The organism is Fructilactobacillus sp. X2R5C2 (assembly GCF_059901375.1).
This window is the reverse complement of record NZ_JBWXUX010000002.1, coordinates 277,971-297,619: the sequence shown is the minus strand read 5'-3', so window position 1 is coordinate 297,619 and position 19,649 is coordinate 277,971. Positions and strand designations below refer to the sequence as shown.

General features: G+C 36.8%; 24 protein-coding genes and 2 other annotated features (1 of these 26 only partly in view). Of the genes, 21 read left to right on the top strand and 3 right to left on the bottom strand.

The genetic code is table 11. The features are described 5' to 3' along the window. Positions 1–95, top strand: a sequence feature (ribosomal protein L20 leader region); it begins 30 nt to the left of the window's first position. A 38-nt stretch (positions 96–133) separates the two neighbouring features. The 13 genes from infC to rpmF all read left to right on the top strand — a co-directional run bounded on the left by infC (position 134) and on the right by rpmF (position 7,623). Beyond that, positions 134–640 (top strand): translation initiation factor IF-3, encoded by a 507-nt coding sequence (gene infC, locus AC6UD2_RS04085; protein WP_010021584.1) that lies wholly within the window; start codon positions 134–136, stop codon positions 638–640. A gap of 41 nt (positions 641–681) precedes the next feature. Continuing rightward, positions 682–876 carry a 50S ribosomal protein L35 gene (gene rpmI / locus AC6UD2_RS04080; protein ID WP_010021583.1) on the top strand — a complete coding sequence of 65 codons (195 nt, stop codon included), beginning with the start codon at positions 682–684 and terminating at the stop codon, positions 874–876. A 34-nt stretch (positions 877–910) separates the two neighbouring features. Then, positions 911–1,267, top strand: coding sequence for a 50S ribosomal protein L20 (gene rplT, locus AC6UD2_RS04075; RefSeq protein ID WP_010021582.1), 357 nt, complete (start codon positions 911–913; stop codon positions 1,265–1,267). 102 nt (positions 1,268–1,369) lie between these two features. Next, positions 1,370–1,915 carry a YqeG family HAD IIIA-type phosphatase gene (locus AC6UD2_RS04070; RefSeq protein ID WP_328284172.1) on the top strand — a complete coding sequence of 182 codons (546 nt, stop codon included), beginning with the start codon at positions 1,370–1,372 and terminating at the stop codon, positions 1,913–1,915. Next, positions 1,915–3,033 carry a ribosome biogenesis GTPase YqeH gene (yqeH, locus tag AC6UD2_RS04065; protein ID WP_500698104.1) on the top strand — a complete coding sequence of 373 codons (1,119 nt, stop codon included), beginning with the start codon at positions 1,915–1,917 and terminating at the stop codon, positions 3,031–3,033. Before AC6UD2_RS04070 ends, yqeH begins: the two co-directional genes overlap by 1 nt. Positions 3,034–3,045: 12 nt before the next feature. After that, positions 3,046–3,357, top strand: coding sequence for a ribosome assembly RNA-binding protein YhbY (yhbY, locus tag AC6UD2_RS04060; RefSeq protein ID WP_500698149.1), 312 nt, complete (start codon positions 3,046–3,048; stop codon positions 3,355–3,357). An 11-nt stretch (positions 3,358–3,368) separates the two neighbouring features. Beyond that, positions 3,369–3,938, top strand: coding sequence for a nicotinate-nucleotide adenylyltransferase (locus AC6UD2_RS04055; RefSeq protein ID WP_500698103.1), 570 nt, complete (start codon positions 3,369–3,371; stop codon positions 3,936–3,938). Continuing rightward, entirely contained in the window at positions 3,931–4,530 is a 600-nt protein-coding gene (gene yqeK / locus AC6UD2_RS04050) for a bis(5'-nucleosyl)-tetraphosphatase (symmetrical) YqeK (RefSeq protein ID WP_500698102.1), read from the top strand. The genes AC6UD2_RS04055 and yqeK overlap by 8 nt, the downstream gene beginning before the upstream one ends. An 11-nt stretch (positions 4,531–4,541) precedes the next feature. Further along, the gene (gene rsfS / locus AC6UD2_RS04045) at positions 4,542–4,901 is read left to right on the top strand and encodes a ribosome silencing factor (RefSeq protein WP_039143918.1); all 360 of its coding nucleotides are present in this window, start codon (positions 4,542–4,544) and stop codon (positions 4,899–4,901) included. A gap of 1 nt (position 4,902) precedes the next feature. Continuing rightward, positions 4,903–5,640 (top strand): class I SAM-dependent DNA methyltransferase, encoded by a 738-nt coding sequence (locus tag AC6UD2_RS04040; protein ID WP_500698101.1) that lies wholly within the window; start codon positions 4,903–4,905, stop codon positions 5,638–5,640. A gap of 2 nt (positions 5,641–5,642) precedes the next feature. Then, positions 5,643–6,764 (top strand): nucleotidyltransferase, encoded by a 1,122-nt coding sequence (locus tag AC6UD2_RS04035; protein ID WP_500698100.1) that lies wholly within the window; start codon positions 5,643–5,645, stop codon positions 6,762–6,764. Positions 6,765–6,846: 82 nt separating this feature from the next. Then, entirely contained in the window at positions 6,847–7,401 is a 555-nt protein-coding gene (locus AC6UD2_RS04030; protein WP_039143925.1) for a YceD family protein, read from the top strand. 42 nt (positions 7,402–7,443) lie between these two features. Next, positions 7,444–7,623: a 50S ribosomal protein L32 gene (gene rpmF / locus AC6UD2_RS04025; RefSeq protein WP_010021570.1), complete on the top strand. Its 180-nt coding sequence runs from the start codon at positions 7,444–7,446 to the stop codon at positions 7,621–7,623. An 86-nt stretch (positions 7,624–7,709) separates the two neighbouring features. Here rpmF and yidC read toward each other — a convergent pair whose 3' ends face one another. Both yidC and AC6UD2_RS04015 read right to left on the bottom strand, forming a co-directional pair. Next, the gene (gene yidC / locus AC6UD2_RS04020; protein WP_500698099.1) at positions 7,710–8,675 is read right to left on the bottom strand and encodes a membrane protein insertase YidC; all 966 of its coding nucleotides are present in this window, start codon (positions 8,673–8,675) and stop codon (positions 7,710–7,712) included. A 70-nt stretch (positions 8,676–8,745) separates the two neighbouring features. After that, the gene (locus AC6UD2_RS04015) at positions 8,746–9,030 is read right to left on the bottom strand and encodes an acylphosphatase (RefSeq protein ID WP_010021567.1); all 285 of its coding nucleotides are present in this window, start codon (positions 9,028–9,030) and stop codon (positions 8,746–8,748) included. Positions 9,031–9,115: 85 nt separating this feature from the next. On the opposite strand from AC6UD2_RS04015, the gene AC6UD2_RS04010 reads away from it, so the two are divergent. From AC6UD2_RS04010 to greA, 8 genes are all read left to right on the top strand, one after another. Continuing rightward, positions 9,116–9,883, top strand: coding sequence for a TrmH family RNA methyltransferase (locus AC6UD2_RS04010; protein ID WP_010021566.1), 768 nt, complete (start codon positions 9,116–9,118; stop codon positions 9,881–9,883). Between the two features lie 87 nt (positions 9,884–9,970). Then, on the top strand, positions 9,971–10,453 hold the full coding sequence (locus tag AC6UD2_RS04005; RefSeq protein ID WP_010021565.1) for an HDIG domain-containing metalloprotein: 483 nt from the start codon (positions 9,971–9,973) through the stop codon (positions 10,451–10,453). A 17-nt stretch (positions 10,454–10,470) separates the two neighbouring features. After that, a complete protein-coding gene (locus tag AC6UD2_RS04000) occupies positions 10,471–10,809 on the top strand; it encodes a winged helix-turn-helix transcriptional regulator (protein WP_500698098.1) in 339 nt (112 codons plus the stop codon). A 29-nt stretch (positions 10,810–10,838) separates the two neighbouring features. Next, positions 10,839–11,036: a binding site (T-box leader), on the top strand. A 40-nt stretch (positions 11,037–11,076) separates the two neighbouring features. After that, on the top strand, positions 11,077–12,114 hold the full coding sequence (pheS, locus tag AC6UD2_RS03995) for a phenylalanine--tRNA ligase subunit alpha (protein ID WP_010021563.1): 1,038 nt from the start codon (positions 11,077–11,079) through the stop codon (positions 12,112–12,114). 14 nt (positions 12,115–12,128) lie between these two features. Continuing rightward, complete coding sequence (gene pheT / locus AC6UD2_RS03990; protein WP_500698097.1) at positions 12,129–14,540, top strand: phenylalanine--tRNA ligase subunit beta; 2,412 nt, start codon at positions 12,129–12,131, stop codon at positions 14,538–14,540. 13 nt (positions 14,541–14,553) lie between these two features. Next, positions 14,554–15,681 carry an endolytic transglycosylase MltG gene (mltG, locus tag AC6UD2_RS03985; protein WP_500698096.1) on the top strand — a complete coding sequence of 376 codons (1,128 nt, stop codon included), beginning with the start codon at positions 14,554–14,556 and terminating at the stop codon, positions 15,679–15,681. A 12-nt stretch (positions 15,682–15,693) separates the two neighbouring features. Then, positions 15,694–16,368, top strand: coding sequence for a uridine kinase (gene udk / locus AC6UD2_RS03980; protein ID WP_010021558.1), 675 nt, complete (start codon positions 15,694–15,696; stop codon positions 16,366–16,368). 63 nt (positions 16,369–16,431) lie between these two features. Continuing rightward, complete coding sequence (gene greA, locus AC6UD2_RS03975) at positions 16,432–16,908, top strand: transcription elongation factor GreA (RefSeq protein WP_500698095.1); 477 nt, start codon at positions 16,432–16,434, stop codon at positions 16,906–16,908. A gap of 47 nt (positions 16,909–16,955) precedes the next feature. Here the strand turns inward: greA and AC6UD2_RS03970 are convergent, their stop codons facing one another. Beyond that, positions 16,956–19,592 (bottom strand): YfhO family protein, encoded by a 2,637-nt coding sequence (locus tag AC6UD2_RS03970; protein ID WP_500698094.1) that lies wholly within the window; start codon positions 19,590–19,592, stop codon positions 16,956–16,958. Between the last annotated feature and the right edge of the window lie 57 nt (positions 19,593–19,649).

Below are 19,649 nucleotides of genomic sequence, written 5' to 3'. Positions count from 1 at the left end.
CTGAGTGATTTTGATCGCTGGGCAATCTACGAATGAAAGTCCTAATATTTTTAGGTGTAGCGGGTGCTTTGTGGCATCCGCTATTTTTCTGCTTAAAATTACTTGGAGGTGAATTACCATAGCAAGAGATAAGATGGTTAACGAGGGCATCCATGCCCGTGAATTGAGATTAATCGGTGCTAATGGAGATCAATTAGGAATTAAATCTACTAAGGAAGCTTTAGCAATTGCTGAAGAGGCTAATTTGGATTTAGTTGTAGTTGCTCCTAAGGCTAAACCACCCGTAGCTAAAATAATTGATTACGGGAAGTATCGTTTTGATCGTCAAAAGAAAGAGCGTGAAGCTCGTAAGCGTCAAAAGACGGTTAGCGTTAAAGAAATTAGATTAAGTCCTACAATTGATAGTAATGATTTTAATACTAAGCTCAAGAATGCAAAGAAGTTCTTAACAAAGGGCGAACGTGTTCGTGTTTCTATTAGATTTAAGGGACGTGCCATTACTCATAAAAGTATTGGAAGAGATGTTCTTAATAAGATGGCTGAGGCTACTTCTGATGTTGCCGATGTTACTCAACGAGCAAAGATGGATGGCCGAAGTATGTTCTTAATGCTTGCACCAAGTAAGAATGAAAAGAAATAATTCAGTGAGCTGAGTTATGAATCGATGAGGAGGAATATAATATGCCAAAATTGAAATCAAATCGTGCTGCTGCTAAACGTTTCAGAAAGACTGCTAATGGTGGCCTAAAGAGTGGTCATGCCTACACTAGTCACCGTTTCCACGGTAAAACTAAGAAGCAACGTAGACACTTACGTGGAACACGTATGATGGCTAAGTCAAACTTGAAGACTTACAAAGAATTACTACAAAAATAAGCGAATAATATAGTTTGTATAGGGGGATTTTAATATGCCACGAGTAAAAGGTGGAACTACCACACGTAATCGTCGTAAACGTGTTCTTAAATTAGCTAAAGGATATCGCGGTGCTAAGCATCGTTTGTTCAAAACTGCTAAAGATCAAGTAATGAAGTCACAAGAGTATGCCTTTCGTGACCGTCGTGCCAACAAGGGTAACTTCAGAAAAATTTGGATTGCTAGAATCAATGCCGCTACTAGAAACAACGGTTTGAGTTACAGTAAATTCATGCATGGATTGAAGCTTGCTAACATTGATATGAACAGAAAAATGTTGGCTGATTTAGCAGTTAACGATGCGGATGCTTTCTCTGCACTAGCTGAAAAAGCCAAAGCAGCATTAAAATAAGCTAAAAAACTTTCACCGCTTTTGTTTGGTGGAAGTTTTTTTATCGGATTGGGATGCTCCCAATCTATACATAAATGATTTAAAATAGAAACATCAATTCTTATTTACAGAGAGGTTTATATGCTATCATTATTCAAACCAACTTGGATGGTTAATAATATTTATCAAATTTCCCCAGAAAAACTTAAAAGTTATGGGATTAGTGCGATTTTAACTGATTTAGATAACACTCTAATTCCATGGAACAATCCTGAGGGGACCGTTCAGTTACATGAATGGTTAGAACGAATTCGTGATTATGGGATCAGAGTAATCGTTGTTTCTAATAATAATCGCGAACGGATTGAAAAAGCGTTGAATAGTCTTCAATTACCATTTGTAGCCCGAGCTTTAAAGCCACTAACTTTTGGTATTTTACGGGCTCTTAAAACGTATCATTTAAAGCGCAGTCAAGTTGTGATGGTTGGTGATCAGATTTTAACGGATATTTGGGCAGCTAATAATACTAGAATTCGAAGTATCTTAGTAAAGCCCTTGGTTACTTCAGATGCATGGAATACGCGTATTAATCGCTTTTTTGAGGCCTTTGTTTACACTAAATTGATGCGCAAGTATGATGATTTGAAGTGGAAGGATGATATTGATTAATGAATAACGATGAAAGTAAGGAACCCCTATATTGTATCGGATGTGGAGCAGAGATTCAGGATACTGATCCAGATGCCGTTGGTTATACCCCAACTTCTGCTATTAAGAAGGGAATCGATTCCGGGAAATTGTATTGTCAACGCTGCTTTAAATTGCGTCACTACAATCAAATTGAACCGAGTCGTGTTTCTAACGATGAATTTTTAAAATTATTGAGTAAAATTAGTGAAACTAATTCACTGGTAGTATATGTAGTGGATGTTTTTGATGTTGATGGAAGTATGATTCCTGGAATTCAACGTTTTGTGGGCAAAAACCCAATCATTCTAGTTGGTAATAAGTCTGACTTACTTCCATCGTCTTTTAACCATAATAAAGTTAAGGATTGGTTGCGGCAGATGGCCAATAAAAACGGGATTCGCCCGATTGATATTGAATTGGTTTCGGCTAAAACCAATCAGTCTGTGGATGATTTACTAAAGGCAATTTCCAAGCATCAAAAAGGTCGTAATGTCTACGTTGTAGGTGTGACGAATGTCGGAAAATCAACTTTAATTAATCAGATCATTCAACAAAGTACCGGCGAGAAACAGGTTATTACGACTTCTAAGTTTCCTGGTACGACACTTGATTTAATTAAAATTCCTTTAGAAGATGGAAAGGAACTAATTGATACGCCAGGAGTAATTCATGAGGGACAAATGGCGCATTACTTAGGTTCTAAAGATTTAAAGTATGTTTCACCACAGAAAAGAATTAAGCCCAAAACTTATCAATTAGATCCAAGACAAACACTATTTTTAGGTGCAATTGGACGGTTTGACTTTATTTCTGGTGAACGCCACGGCTTTACGGTTTATGCTGATAATAATTTAATGATTCACAGAACTAAATTAGAAAATGCAGATGAATTTTTTGATAAACACGCTGGGGAACTTTTAACCCCACCTACTGGAAAAGATAACGTGGTAGAGTTACAAAGGCATGAATTTAAAGTTACTGATAGAAGTGACTTAGTAATTGAAGGATTAGGATGGATTACCGTACCAAAGGGATCAACGGTAGCGGGATATGCACCTAAGGGTGTTTCAGTGTTGATTAGGAAAGCAATGTTTTAGGAGTATTTAATGATGGATTTAAAGGGAAAACAAAAACGATTTTTGAGATCAAAGGCCAATCATATGCGTCCTATTTTTTCGGTTGGCAAGAATGGATTAGACCAAACGTGGTTGGATGAAGTAAAAAACGCGGTGGATAATCGTGAATTAATTAAGATTAACATTCAACAAACTGCCGATGTTGACGTTAAGGACGTAAAACAATTTATTGAAGAAAACTCTGACATTCAAATTGTTCAGACCATCGGAAAGACTCTCTTATTATTTAAGGAGTCTAGTAAAGAAAGTTCACGTAAGTTATCAGTTGAAGTATCTGATTTATAGGAGATTGATAAATGCGTAAAAGGATTGGAATCTTAGGGGGAACTTTTAATCCGATTCACTATGGACATTTAATTATGGCTGAGCAAGCGTTGACGCAATTAAACCTTGATTCCGTGTTGTTTATGCCAGATTATCGTCCTCCGCACGTTGATCATAAAACGGCCATCGACGCTCAAGATCGGGTGAATATGATTAACTTGGCGATTAAAAATAATTCTAAATTTCAGATTGAATTGATTGAAATAAAGCGAAGGGGAAAAAGTTACAGTTATGATACCATAAGTGAATTAAAGCAGTTGCATCCAAACGTTGACTATTACTTTATTGTTGGTGGTGATATGGTGGAATATCTGCCAAAGTGGTATCGAATTGATGATTTGATAAAAATGGTTAAATTTGTGGGAGTTAATCGTCCAGGAAATTCCAAAGGAACTGATTATCCCGTTACTTGGATTAATTCTCCTGAGGTTGCAATTTCATCGTCGCTCATTCGGTCAAATATCAAAAATGGAAGTAGCGTTCGATATTTATTGCCAGACGAGGTTTTACATTATATTGAGGAGCATCATTTATATGAATAAGGAAAAATTAGATTATCAAAAGTATTCTAAGTATAACCGAGACCAAATTATTGCCAAATTAAAGGACACATTAAAAGACAAACGGTTTCAACATTGTTTAAGAGTTGAAGACACGGCCATTGATTTAGCAAAAAGATTTGATGTTGATCCTACACTTGCTGGACTTAGCGGTTTGGTTCATGATTACGCTAAACAGCGTCCTGATTCAGAGTTCATCGATATTATTAAATCGCACCATTTAAATCCCGAATTGCTTAACTATGGCAGATCAATTTGGCATGGTTATGTTGGTTATTTGATCGTTGAGTCTGAACTTGGAATTCATGACAATCGGATTCTTAACGCCATTAAATATCATACAATTGGATCTCCATATATGGATAAGATTGCACAAATTACCTATATGGCTGATTACATTGAACCTGGTCGTGAATTTGATGGGGTAGATGAAGCTCGGAAAATTACCCGCCAAAACCTATGGGATGGTGTGAAATACCAAACTAAGAGTACCATTTCATATTTGGCAAATAATGGAAAAGCAATTTATCCTGGAGCAATTTCAACTTTTAATGTGATTGTTGCTGGAAAGTAGTAGGAGATATTATGAATAATATGAAAGTTTTACAAGGGATTGTTGAGACAGCTGACAGCAAACGAGCTCACGATATCGTTGTTCTAGATATTGAAAAGTTGTCGTTGGTTGGACGTTACTTTGTCATTATGGATGCGCCAAGTGCCCGTCAAGTAAAGGCCATTGCCAATGATATTATTGATAAATTGGATGAAGAAAACGTAGAAGTACTTCGTGTTGAAGGATTGAATAGTGGTGCGTGGGTCTTAATTGATTTGGGTGACATCATTGTTCACATCTTTAAGAGTGAACAACGAGCCTTTTACAATTTAGAAAAATTGTGGTCTGATGCACCTAATGTTGATGTTACCGATTGGATAAGTGAAGACTAGCATGATTTATGGGGAATTTGCATCATTTTATGATGAACTATTCGACAATGAATTATATAAAAAGTGGTGTAATTTTGTAGTGAGTAATGTTCCTAAAAGTGCTCGGATCTTGGATTTAGCTTGTGGAACTGGACGACTATTAGTTCAATTGAAAAATGCCGGTTATCAAGTTGCTGGCGCTGATTTATCTGATGACATGTTAGCGATTGCGAATGATCACTTGAATGAAAATGGAATTTTTGATGTTGAGTTGATTAACGCTAACATGCTTGAGCTAGATGGATTACTAAAGTATGGGGCAATTACGTGTTTTGATGATTCAATTTGTTACTTAGCAAACATTGATCAAGTTATGCAGATGTTTGCTCAGGTGAGAAACCATTTAAGTAGCAATGGTAAGTTTTTATTTGACGTAATTACACCTTATCAGACTGATATTGTTTATCCCGGCTACATGTTTAATACTAATGATGGTGACCATGCTTTTATGTGGAATACTTTTATTGGTAAGGTTCCACATTCGGTCGAGCACGATCTATCATTTTTTGATTACAATCATGAGCTTGATGCTTTTGATGAATATAATGAGACCCATAAGGAACGAACTTATTCACTGGTTGAATATCAGGACGCTTTAAAGTCTGCTGGATTTAATAATGTTCAGGTCAGCAGTGATTTTGGTAATGATGAAGTTCATGATGATACGACGCGATGGTTCTTTGTATGTAGCGAGGAATAATAATGATGAAAGCGATGGGGATAATATCGGAATATGACCCGTTTCATAATGGGCATCTTTATCAGTTACAACAGGCTAAACAATTGACTCATCCAGATGCTACCATTGTCTTTATGAGTGGTAATTGGACCCAGAGAGGGGAACCTGCGATCTATGATAAATGGGTGAGAGCTCAAATGGCCCTAGAAAATGGAGCAGATCTGGTGATTGAGCTTCCAATCGTGGATGCTGTTCAACCTGCTAGTATTTTTGCTCAGCGAGCGGTTAATCTTGTAAGTAGTATGGAGTGTTCATATTTATCCTTTGGTAGTGAACACAGTGATTGGGATTTTATGAAATTAGCAACTGTCACCATTGGGAAATCTAATGAATTTCATGATTATCGCTATACTTATCCTGAATTATTTCGGCGTACTGTTAAAAAACAGAGTGGGATTGACCTTAATCAGCCAAATGATACGTTGGCATTTTGGTATGCTAAGGCTAATCGGCAATTGAGTTGCCCGCTAAAGCTCATTCCAATTAAACGTTATGCAAGCGGACATAATAGTGATAAGCTAGCGGGTAAGATTGCTAGTGGCAAAGCGATTCGTTCCGCAATTCGTTCTCATGATGATTCCTATCAAAAATTTATTCCTCGTTCCTCAGTTCATATTGAAACTGAAAAGCCTCTTTTCTGGTCAGATTTTTGGCCTTATCTGAGGTATGAATTAACCCAAAGTAGTTTGTCTGATCTAGGACGGATTTATCAAATGAGGGAGGGGCTCGAGTATCGGTTAAAACAAGCTGCCATAAAAGATCAAACTTATGATTCTTTTATTACTGATATTAAAACTAAACGATACACGTACACACGCCTCCAAAGATTGTTGGTCTACACGTTGTTTCAAATGACAGAAGCAGAAATGGCGAATCCTAGGCAAGCCATCCGTGTCTTGGGAATGAATCAGAATGGTCGAAACTATTTGAATCAGGTTAAAAAGACGGTTAGATTTCCAATTGTTGACCGAATTGGAAAAGATGCCTTTAATAAGACGTTAGAGATAGAATGTCATTCAGGAATTTTATATGGAATGTTGAATGGTAGAGTTCAGGATAAGTTCACTCATCCCATTATGATTTAGGCGATTGTGCTATCAAGCACAGAGCCTTGACAATAAAAATTATGGTATGTATAATTAATCGTGTTGCATTGGAGGTTTAATTATGAAGTGGTCATTTGAAAAGCTCCTTGGATATAAGAGAGAACCGTTTACGACTCATGAAACGGTGGATTTAAAAGATGATTTGATTCATCGATATCCAGAAACAATTCTAGACTCCACTCCCTTTGAAGTTACTGCTAAAGCAACTCCCGATAATGGGGACATCATTATTGATGCAGACGTAAAGGGAAGTGTGACAGTTCCTTCTTCACGATCGTTGACACCAGTTAAGTTACCCATGGATTTTCACATTAGTGAGATTTATGTATTAACTGAGACGGCACTTAATCGATATGACAATGAAGAAGTTGTATTAATTGTTGGTGATAGCGGCCTGATTGATTTTGATAAGGCCGTTGCTGACAATGTAATTGTAAACATTCCAATGCAGGTTCTTTCACCTGAGGAACAAAATGGCAAAGGGATGCCTAAAGGGAATGACTGGGAAGTTATTTCTGAAGACGATTTTAATCGTCAGGAGAAAGAAGATAAAAATGTTGATCCACGTCTTGCAAAATTAAAGGATTTCAAACCTTCAGACGATGACAAGACTTAAAAATTCACTAGTGGAAATCAAATTAAGAGGAGGTTGTGAATAATGGCTGTACCAAAGAGAAAGACTTCTAAAGCAAGAAGAAACATGCGTCGTTCGCATGACAGTTTATCAGTTCCTGGCATGAGTCCATGTCCTAACTGTGGTGAACTACGTAAATCACATTTTGTATGCCCTAACTGTGGCTACTATGATGGCAAAGAAGTAGTTGCCAAAAAAGGTTAATTAAAAAAGAACTTCAAAAACACCATGGGTTTTTGAAGTTCTTTTTTTGTATAAAAAAACCGACAAATTTTTGTCGGTTCTCTGAGTTATTCATCGTGATGATGTTGTTGCTTTCCAGCATTTCGTTTTCGGTTATTTTCGTGTTCTTCTTCAACTTCAGTTTTAGCAGAACTTTTATGGTTATTAGAAGTGGTGTTTGAATCTGGCTCGCTACCAGTCTCGATTTCTTCTTCTAATTCTTTTGGAATAACAACTTTGGGTGGGTTTTGTTTTGCCTTTTCATTAATTTGCTTCCTGATTCGAGGACGGGAGAGGTTAATAATAAAGGTTTGAACACAAGCAAACAATCCACCAATAAAGAAGTAAATTCCTAGTCCAGCAGGGGATGATAAGGTAACAAATAAGATCATAATTGGACTAATTAACATCATAATAGCCATTTGCTTTTTTTGCTCTTTGGGAATTCCCACGGTGGAAAGATAACCTTGAAGAGCATATGCTACAAATGAGAGAATTGCCAATATAATACTAGATTGTCCCAGCTTAATTCCCATGAAAACGGTGTGGGAGACTTCGGGTGAGTAACGAATGGCAGCATATAAGGCAGCAAAAACGGGCAATTGAATCAAGAGTGGCAAACATCCAATCCCACCGGTCATGCTAATGCCATTATCCTTATAAAGTTGCATCATTTGTTGATTCAAGGCAACTTGTTGTTCCTGAGTGGTGGCTTTCTTTAAAAGTTGCTGAATTTTAGTCATTTGTGGTTTGACCAAATTCATCTTTTCTTGCTGAATCGTCGACTTCTTCATCTGACTAATCATCATTGGGAGAAGGAGAGTTCTAACGATTACAGTAATGGCAATCAATGCCCAACCATAACCACCAACATATTGAGCCAACCAGTCCATAACATGTTGTCCTGGAATTGCTAGATAATGATAAACAAATCCAAATGGACGACCCTTAGAATCCGTTCTTACACATCCAGTTAGAAATATTCCAACCATAGCAATAAAACCGAAAAGGCCCAGTTTCTTAATTTTTTTCATTTAGTTAACTCCTAACTTTTAAGTGACATGTTACATATTAACCTAATCGGCGTATTTCATCAATTTCAAGTTATATTTTAATTGTAAATGAACGAGGATGTTGGTTAAGTTTAACCGGTTGTACCTTTACGTTTTGAATTTGAGCAAAGCTATTAGGCGAAGTTTTGATCTCATTGATAAATTTATCGAGATTTTGTTTAGAGCCACTTGCAATAATTAAAACATTTCCATTTGCCATATTTTTAACACTGCCACTGATTGAGTAATGTTCAGCAATTTCCTTGGTACTATATCTAAATCCGACTCCCTGCACGAGTCCTGATACAGTTATTTTGACCGATTGATTGTTTAACAAATTAATCTCCTTAAAAGCTTAAGCTATGACTGTGATATGATGAAGACAACTATCTCAATTCTAATTCATTTGAAAGGGAATATAAATGGAAAGAATTAATTCTAAACAAAATCAAACCATTAAAGAAATCAAAAAATTGCACACGCATAAGGGTCGCCAGAAGAGTGGTGAATACTTAATTGAAAGTTGGCACTTGGTGCAAGAAGCCATTAATTATCTTAATTTAAATCAAGTAGTGACCATCTTGGCTACCGAGGACCAGTACTTAGCCCATGGTGATGATCTTTCTGGTGAGAATATTATTGTCATATCGGATGAAATTGCCGCTGAATTGAGTGATACTTCGACGACTCAGGGGATTTTTGCCGTATGTAAAATTGAGGAACAAAGTTTTAACGTTCAAAAAGACAGTGGCGCTTGGCTATTACTTGATAACGTCCAAGATCCAGGCAACATTGGAACGATGGTGCGAACTGCCGATGCAGCTGGATTTGCTGGTGTTATTTTTGGTGATGGAACTTCTAGTGAGTATAATGGTAAAGTTTTGCGTGCAATGCAGGGCAGTCAATTTCATCTGCCTGTAATTCGGATGAATTTAAAGAAAGCCATGGAAATATTTAAAGCACAACACGTTAAAATATACGGAACCGAGTTAAATCCAGATGCAATTAATTATCAAGATGTCCAGCCAATGGATAATTTTGCCTTAATTATGGGTAACGAGGGAAATGGAATGAATAAAGACTTACTAAAAATGACTAATGATAACTTATACATTCCCATTAAGGGAAATGCAGAGTCATTAAATGTTGCCATTGCGGCTGCGGTTATTATGTTTCGCATTAAAAGCTAAATTGTTTATTAAGGTAAGGCTTTATCATTGAACATGACTTGTCTAATTATGTAGAATTAATATAGAGACAGATTGGAGTAATGTAAAATGGAAACTGAATCATGGAAAAATGACCCTGAGTATGTTTCAATTATTTCTGATTTATTAGAAAGTCCTCAGATTCAAAAATTGGGTGATTATACCCAACATCACCACTCGACCAGGCTAAAGCATTCAATTGCGGTATCGTACGAGAGTTATAAAATTGCCAAAAAAATGAATTTGGATTATCGGGCAGCTGCCCGTGGTGGTTTGTTACATGATCTCTTTTATTATGATTGGCGGACAACCAAATTTGATTTAGGAACTCATGCTTACATTCATCCCCGAGTGGCACTTAGAAATGCCAAGAAAATTACTGACATCACACCTAAAGAACAAGATATTATCTTAAAACATATGTGGGGACTAACCCTTGCAAGACCAAAATACATGGAAAGTGTGATTGTTTCCTTGGTTGATGATTATTCTGCTGTTGATGAGTTCTTTTCACCAATGAAGAAAAAGGTCAGAGGTTTGTTAAAAAGATAAGTTAGGAGGATGTGAAGATGAATTTTACTGATAAAGAAATAATTCATTTATGTCCTAAGTTTCAGGTCGCTTTTCAAATTCTAGGAAAGAAGTGGAATGGTTTAATTATCGAATCATTTTTGTTGGCGGGGCCACTTCGCTTTCGTGAATTGGCTAACAAGGTTGAAGGGTGCAGTGATCGTGTTTTAACTGAACGTTTAAAGGAGTTAGCTCATGAAGGAATTGTTGAAAAGCAAGCTGGTAGTAACTCAGGAGTTGCTCATTATCAATTAACCACTAAGGGAGAAGAATTACGGCCTATTATGAAGGAAGTTCATGGTTGGTCAGACAAGTGGTGCGACCCTGATAAAGCTTGACCATGTTGCTAAATTGCTATAATATTTAAATAAATACAATGATAAAAGAAGTAGTAGATCGGCTTATACAGAGAGTTCAAATTAGCTGAGATTGAACGTTACGATTGAATTCGCTTTTTGATGTTAGCATTGAATATTAAAAATGTTCGGTTGATGTCGTTATTCATCATCTATAAGTGCACACTTTAGTGTGAATTTGGGTGGTAACGCGATGCTTCGTCCCTTTGATTGGGGGACGAAGCTTTTTTTATGGAAACGGAGGTTGTCATGGCTTTAAAAGAAGACTTGGAACAAATTAAAACAAATGGCTTACAAAACATTAAAGCAGCTCAAGATGGAAAAACTTTAAATGATTTAAAGGTCAACTTATTAGGGAAAAAGGGATCAATTACTAAGGCACTACATGGAATTTCTGAATTGCCAGTTGAAGAAAGACCTAAGATTGGTAGTTTGGCAAATAAATTAAGAGATGAACTCGCAAAAACAATTGATTCTAAAAGGGTAGAGTTAGATCAGGCAGCCTTAAATCAAAAATTAAAGGATGAAAAAATTGATGTAACTCTTCCAGGTGATTCAGTTCCAAAGGGACATCCTCATGTTATTCAACAGATCATCGATGAGATTGATGATATTTTTATCGGAATGGGATACCAGGTTCTTTCTGGTCCTGAAGTTGAAGAGGAAGTTTATAATTTTGAAATGATGAACTTGCCTAAAAACCATCCGGCTAGGGATATGCAGGATACTTTTTATATTACTAAAGACATTCTTATGAGAACTCATACATCACCAATGCAGGCTCGTGCTCTTCAAAAACATGATTTTACTAAAGGACCATTAAAAATGGTTTCGCCAGGGGTCGTTTATAGGCGTGATACTGATGATCCGACTCATTCGCATCAGTTTCATCAAGTAGAAGGAATTGTGATCGATAAACACATCACGATGGCTGATCTTAAGGGAACCCTTGAAGTGATGACTCATAAACTTTTTGGTGATAAATTTCAGGTTCGACTGAGACCTAGTTATTTTCCCTTTACGGAACCATCAGTTGAGGCAGACATTACCTGCTTTAATTGTAACGGTAAGGGATGTGATGTATGCAAAGGCACTGGTTGGATCGAAGTTCTTGGAGCCGGCATGGTACATCCGAACGTCTTAAAAATGGCTGGAGTCGATAGTAATGTATACGGTGGTTTTGCATTCGGAGTTGGACCAGATCGTTTTGCCATGTTGAAATACGGTGTTGATGATATTCGTGACTTCTACCTTAATGATTTAAGATTCTTGTCACAGTTTGATTAAAGGAGGAAATAAATTTGCTGATATCTTATGAATGGTTGAAAGATTATGTTCAAATTAAGCTTTCTCCCGAAGAACTAGCTAATAAAATTGAGAAAACGTCCGTTGAGGTTGATTCTGTTTTTAAACGGAGTGATGGACTTAAAAAAATCGTGGTTGGTCAAATTTTATCCATTAAAGATCATCCAGATGCCGATCATCTTCATATTACACAAATCGATGTTGGTGAAGATGAACCCATTCAAATTGTTTGTGGTGCTCCAAACGTTGAGATCGGTAAAAAAGTCATTGTTGCTTTGTCAGGTGCCCGAATTGCGGATAATGTTAAAATCAAGAAGTCTAAAATGCGTGGTGTTGAATCAAATGGAATGCTATGTGCGCTTGATGAGATTGGCTTTGATAAATCAATCGTTCCTGATGAATGGAAAGACGGCATTTATTTCTTGCCAGATAACGCTAGGGTTGGCGATGAAGTTTATAACTATCTAGGAATGAATGAATCACTAATTGACCTAGACGTTACGCCTAATCGTGGTGACATGTTGAGTGTTCGTGGTACGGCATATGATTTGGGCGCTGTTTTTGATGAAAAAGTTAATTTCATTGAGCATGCTAGTGCACCCACTGGGACCCATGACACTGACGAATTTATTTCGGCAAAAGCAGATCCTAATTTAGCTCCAATTTATAAGCTGAAAGTTGTCGAAAATGTGGATGTGAAGCCAAGTCCATTGTGGCTCCAGATTAAGTTATGGAATTCTGGTATTAAGCCGATTAATAACATTGTTGATATTACTAACTTCATCATGGTTAAAGTTGGGCAACCAATGCATGCCTATGATTTGGATAAGTTGAAGTCAAAGGATCTTGAGGTCAGAAATGCTAAAGATGGTGAAGTAATTACTACCTTGGACGGAAATGATCGAAAGTTAACCAGTACTGATGTTGTAATTGCGGATGATAAACCAATCGCACTCGCTGGATTAATGGGTGGTAAGGACACGGAAGTAACGTCTGAGACCAAGAATATTGTTTTTGAAGCGGGTGTCTTTGATCCCGTTAAGACACGAAAAATGGCCCAAAAACAGCTTCTCCACACGGATGCCTCGCAGCGTTTTGAACGTGGAGTTGACCATGGAAACGTTGAAGCAGCCCTTGAGTATGCCGCTGGGATGGCAGAAGACTTGGCCAACGGTGAATCGGAACAAGGGATTGTTAATGGTAGTAATGAAGAAGTTCAACCACGTGTCATTTCAATTTCGGCTTCTTATATTAACCATGTCCTTGGCACGAATCTTAGTGTTGAAGAAATTGTTTCAATTTTTAAACGTTTAGGATTTGGTGTAGAAAAATCCGGTGATAATCTGACTGTCACGGTTCCAACTAGATGCTGGGATCTTAAAATTGATGCTGATCTAGTTGAAGAGGTAGCTCGAATATATGGATATGACAACATTCCGTCTACATTACCAATTACTCAGACAACTGAAGGCGGATTAACCCCCAAACAAGAAATGATCAGGAAATCAAGGGGAACGCTTGAAGGACTTGGACTAACTCACGCAATGTCTTATTCATTAACTACTCAAGAAAAAGCAAAAATGTTTATGTTAAGAACTAGTTCAGAAACCCCATTACAGTGGCCCATGACTGAAGATCATGCTATTTTAAGAATGAATTTGATTTCAGGTTTATTGGATGACGTGGCTTATAATCAGGCACGAAATGTTTTGAACGTACCACTTTATGAGCAAGGACGGGTCTTTTACAAACAAGATGAAGATCAGGTTCGACCTGATGAAGTGGAACATATTGCTGGTGCCATTTCTGGCTCGCTTGTTGCTAATAGTTGGGACCAAAAGGCCAAGCCAGTTGATTTTTATCAAATTAAGGGAATTCTGGAAAAGTATTTGGCAAGCCATTCTTTAAAGGGACATATCACTTATGTTTCTACGGACAAAATGGCCGATATGCATCCTGGTAGAACCGCTCTGATTAAACTAGATGACCATCTTATTGGATTTATTGGTGAGGTTCATCCTAAAGTTGCTAAGCAATTTAAGATTAAGGAAACCTATGTTTTTGAACTAGATCTTGATTATTTATATACAGCACCAAAATCGGGCCAACAATATCAAAAGGTCGGTCAATACCCAGCAATTCACCGTGATATTGCCATGTTAGTTGATGAGAACGTTACGAATGCTGAGATTAATAAATTAATTACTAGAAGAGGCGGCGCATACTTACAAGACGCTACCGTGTTTGATGTATACCAAGGTAGTAATGTCCCTGAAGGTAAAAAATCAATTGCATATTCTTTGACATTTGAAGATCCCAACGCCACCTTAAAAGATGAGACTGTTGATAAAGCAGTAGATAAAATTCAAAAGCGCTTAACTAACGAGTTAAACGCTGAGATTAGATAAAGGCGGATTTGTAATGGATGACAAAAAGAAACGTTTAAAGGGTGTCATTTTAAAAGCCAAGACCAGTTCATTTGGCAAGAAAATTATTTATTCAGTGATCGTAATTATTGTGATTTTAGTCATTGCAATTGTGTTAATTGGTCATCATTACTTCAAAACATCCCTTCAACCACTTGATCCCCATGATCAGCAAGTGACCCAAGTCGACATTCCCAGGGGATCATCTACCAAAAAAATTGGTGCGATCTTACAAAAATCGAAAGTGGTTAAAAGTGGAATGGTGTTTAATTACTACGTTAAGTCTCACAATATTACTAATTTTAAGTCCGGATATTATCAATTGAAGCCTTCGATGTCTTTGGATAACATTGCGCAGAATCTCCAAAAGGGTGGAAGTTCTGAGCCAATTCAAAGTACCAATAGTAAACTAATCATTCCTGAGGGTGATAACATTGATCAAATTGCGGATATCATTGCTAAGAATACCGATTTCTCTAAAGATGAGTTTCTGTCCCTTATGAAGGACCGTAAGTTCTTTGATGCCATGGTACAAAATTATCCTGAGCTGTTAAGTTCAGCTAAAAATGCAAAAGACACTCGCTACTTTTTTGAGGGGTATCTGTATCCGGCAACTTACCCGGTTCCAAAACATTCATCGTTAAAGATGTTGGTAAGTTTGATGCTTGCTAAGAGTAACGCAATGTATCAGCCATATTATCAACGAATGAAAGATCAAAAGTTAACGGTACAACAAACCCTGACTTTAGCTTCATTGATTGAACGGGAAGGCGTTAGCCAGGATGATCGCAATAAGATGGCTGGGGTACTTAGAAATCGAATTGAGAAGAAAATGCCACTCCAATCAGATGTAGCTGTTTTATATGCACTTCATAAGAATACTAAGACCCTTTCTAAACGTGACCTGACGGTTAATTCTAAATATAATCTTTATATCAACCAGGGATTTGGACCTGGCCCGTTTGATAGTCCTTCAGTAAGTTCAGTTCATGCGGTTTTGTATCCAACGGATATGGATAAGGGATACTTGTATTTCTTGGCCGATAACAAGACCAAAAAGATTTATTACGCTAAAAACTTGAAAGAACAACAAAATAACATTAAAACTCACATTAATCGGTAGTGGAGGAGAGACATGGTGAAAAAGAAGGAAAGACCAGTTATTATTGGCGTCACTGGTGGTTCTAGTAGTGGAAAAACGACGGTTAGTCGTGCAATCTTGCACCGTTTGTTAGGGCATTCCATTGCAATTTTGCAACAAGATTCTTACTACAAGGATCAAGCTAATATGACGATGGATGAGAGAAGACAAGTTAATTATGATCATCCACTGGCTTTTGATACCGATTTGATGGTTAAACAATTAAAGCAACTTTTAAATTATGAATCAATTGAAAAACCAGTTTATGACTACTCTAAGTTCACGCGGAGTAGCAAGACGATTACTCAGGAACCGCGGGATGTCATCATTGTTGAGGGCATTTTGATTCTTGATGATAAAAGATTACGTGATTTGATGGACATTAAAGTGTACGTTGATACCGATGCCGACATTCGGGTAATCAGAAGAATTCAAAGGGATACAAGTGAACGGGGACGATCGCTTGATTCAGTAATTCAGCAGTACTTGGCAACGGTTCGTCCAATGCACCTTCAATTTGTTGAGCCGACGAAACGGTATGCTGATATAATTATCCCTGAAGGTGGAAAAAATCAAGTGGCAATTGACTTACTTGTTACTAAAATTCAGTCGATTTTAAATGACATTGGTGATGATCCAATTAGTAATGCAATTGATACGACAATCTAGTTAAGTTGCTAAATCTTGATTTAAATGGTATTTTAATTTTGAATAAATTAGTGAGGTGTAAGAATGGCTGAAGATGAAATGTATCCAATGACGCAAGAGGGTAAGGAAAAGCTTGAAACTGAATTAAAGGATTTGAAAGTTAATCAGCGTCCTAAGATTGTTGATCGAATTAAAGTTGCTAGAAGTTATGGTGATTTATCTGAGAATTCTGAATACGAATCAGCAAAGAATGAGCAAAGCATGTTAGAAAGTCGAATTTCGACGGTTGAACACATGCTCCAATATGCTCAGGTTGTTGATAAAGAAGAAACCGATGAAGATGAAGTTACGGTCGGAAAAGAAATTCAGTTTAAAGAATTGCCCGATGAAGATCCTGAAACGTTTAAAATTGTTGGAGCCGCTGAAGCAGATCCAATGAGTGGAAAAATTTCAAATGATTCTCCGATTGCCCAAGCTTTACTTGGACACAAAGTAGGAGAGAATGTTGATATTGATATTCCCGCGGGCGTTATGCACGTTAAAATTTTATCAGTTAAATAATTGTGCAATTTAAATAAGACAATCGTCAGTTAAGACGATTGTCTTATTTATTTACGTAATTTTTTGAATCTGGTTTGGACAAGTAATATAAGTAACGTTAGCACACTTACCAAGATTCCAAGGTTTAAAAATGGTGGCCAATATGAAAGCTGAATGTTTTGCTTGCCCTTACCAGTTTTTATGGCAATAAAGTAATTATCCCATTTGGTAATAGGATGATTTTTTCCGTTAACTTTAGCGTGCCATCCCTTTGAATATGGGATACTTGAAGCAACAACGGACTTTGAATTGTTGGTATCGACAATGGCATTAACCCTTCTTGAATTAGGACTAGTAACCTTGATCGATCCCGCTTGGAGTTGATGGTCAGTCTGCTTAAAAAGAGAATTATTTAATTGGTAGAGAGTAAAATTCTGAAGCCACAACGATGATTTTTTGAATTGGATTTTAACGTTAACAACTTTGTCCTTTGATTGGTTAGCAATGTTTATCACCTTGATGGAATTTGATTCGGGACTAAGTGATAATTGATTACCATTTACGAATAAATCACACTTGCTATTTTGCATTTCAGTGCCAAGGGTCAAATAGTAGGAGTCATTAGTTTGTGGTTTAAATTCGAGTTCTAATGATGCCGGCTTGAGTGGGTTAACTTTATTAAAAATCGTACCAGTTAATTGGTTATGCTTAGTTACATTGTTATATCTCACGTTGTCAAAGTTGCGGTTTGAAAAAAGGTTCCTCCTAACACTTTGGTTACCGGTTAAGTTGGACCACAACTCTGACTGATATTGGATTGGATCGGCACTAGTAGCCTGGCTCGTAATTGCCTGCTTACTAGCACTAAATAGCATTGGCAGGGCATACTGGTTTTTATATAATGAGAATCCTGCGACATTATTTTGATATTTATAAGCGGCTTGATCATATCTTTCAGGGAACTCGCGAATCCCAGGAACATCAACGGATGCAGTCAATGGACGAGCAATATGATAATTCATGGATAATAACGCGTCCGAAACCATGGTTCCACTAGAATATTCAATGACTCCATCTCCATTTGGTTGACCAAGATTACCGATCAAGTTCGACATTTGAGGATTCATAACGGAAGAAAATAGAGACGCACCGTTGAAACCAAAGTTAAACGGATCATTTTTAGTGCGGGAAAAATCTTTATTGATACGAAAAAGCTGGTTAGAAGATTTAGCATGAAGAGTCGTTGTTACTTGGTTTAGTTTTGTCACGTAACCTCGGTATTCAACGTTACTTAAATATGAAATGTTGTCTAGTGATAGGAAGAGATTAGTGGCAATACCAAAAATTACCAACGAAAAGATACCAGCATTAAACCATTTTTCTTTGCGGAATGGAGTTATTAAGACAATTAGTGAAGCTAATATCATTAATCCTTCAATTGTCACTGTGTACCACTTTAAATAGTTATATTTGGAAATTCTAAGGCAAGTGTATCCAATCATTGCTAGTAAGGTTATTATTATGATCCAAAGGCCCTTTTGTGTGAGGTTGATGGATCGAATGTGCTTTAAACTTGTTAAGGCAACCATAATTAACCAGAAGCAAATTACAAATGAAAAGCGGTATGGATACCATATTGGAAATTGAAAGGCATGCCAGAATAGATTAAGTGGTTCAAAACAAGCTGACAAAATGAGAAAAATTGTCATTATGAAAGTGGCGAATCGAAGCCTTTTAGAAAAGGTTCGATTAATAAAAAACAATAAAAACAACATTAGGATCATTGAAGAAACAAAAATGTTTGGTAGTCCATTCGGCATTTGATCAAAGTTAAATGATCCAGGAGTTAACTTGGTGACAATGTCTAGAATGGGGTATTCAAACTTGAAATTTAATTTAGACGAAAATCCTTGTCCCTTTGAATTAAGCAAAGAGTAAAAGACAGGGAATAGGATGAAAGCAGCTAGTCCAACGGAAATGATTCCGTTGATAAGAAGTCGTAGTAGTTTAGTGGCAGCTTCTTTGATGCTCTTGGCATTAACAGCTAAATAATAAATTGTTAATAAGATGATAAAGATGGTGATCATATAAGCCATGTAGTAGTTGATGATTAACATGGCAGTGTAAGAAATGATGAACAGTGCCGAATGCTTATTTTTTAAAAGTTGAGAAAGCCCTAATACAATTAAAGGAAGCAAAATCATGGCGTCTAACCAAATGATGTTTAAGTTGTTAGCTACCATCCAACCATTTAAAGCGTATGCGGTTGCAAACGATGATGAAATTAACCATGATTTAGTAAGCTTGAGCTTCTTTATGAGAACGCTGAAAGTGAAGCCAGATAGGCCAATTTTGATTAAAAGAAGAAATAAGACTCCGATTGATAAATTGTCATTACTGAAGAAAAGCAGAATGAGATTTAAAGGACTCATTAAATAGTATGCCCATGTTCCAATCATTTCATTTCCTAAACCATTCGAAAAAGAGTAAAAAATAGATGATGGATGTTGTAAAATTGCTCTTCTAAAGTAAGCAAAAAAATCAATGTATTGTTGGCCTAAGTCAACCGTTAAAATCGTGTTATTGCCGAAGGGAGCCATATTGCGATATACTGCATATAATGCCATAATGACTATTGGTATCAAAAAGCCTAGAATTAATGACAAATTCTTAGACAAAATTTTTTTTATTTTTTGGTTAAGCATTTGATTACCTCATTAATTTATCAAACTGGTGAATTATAATGGAATCAGTTTGATTGT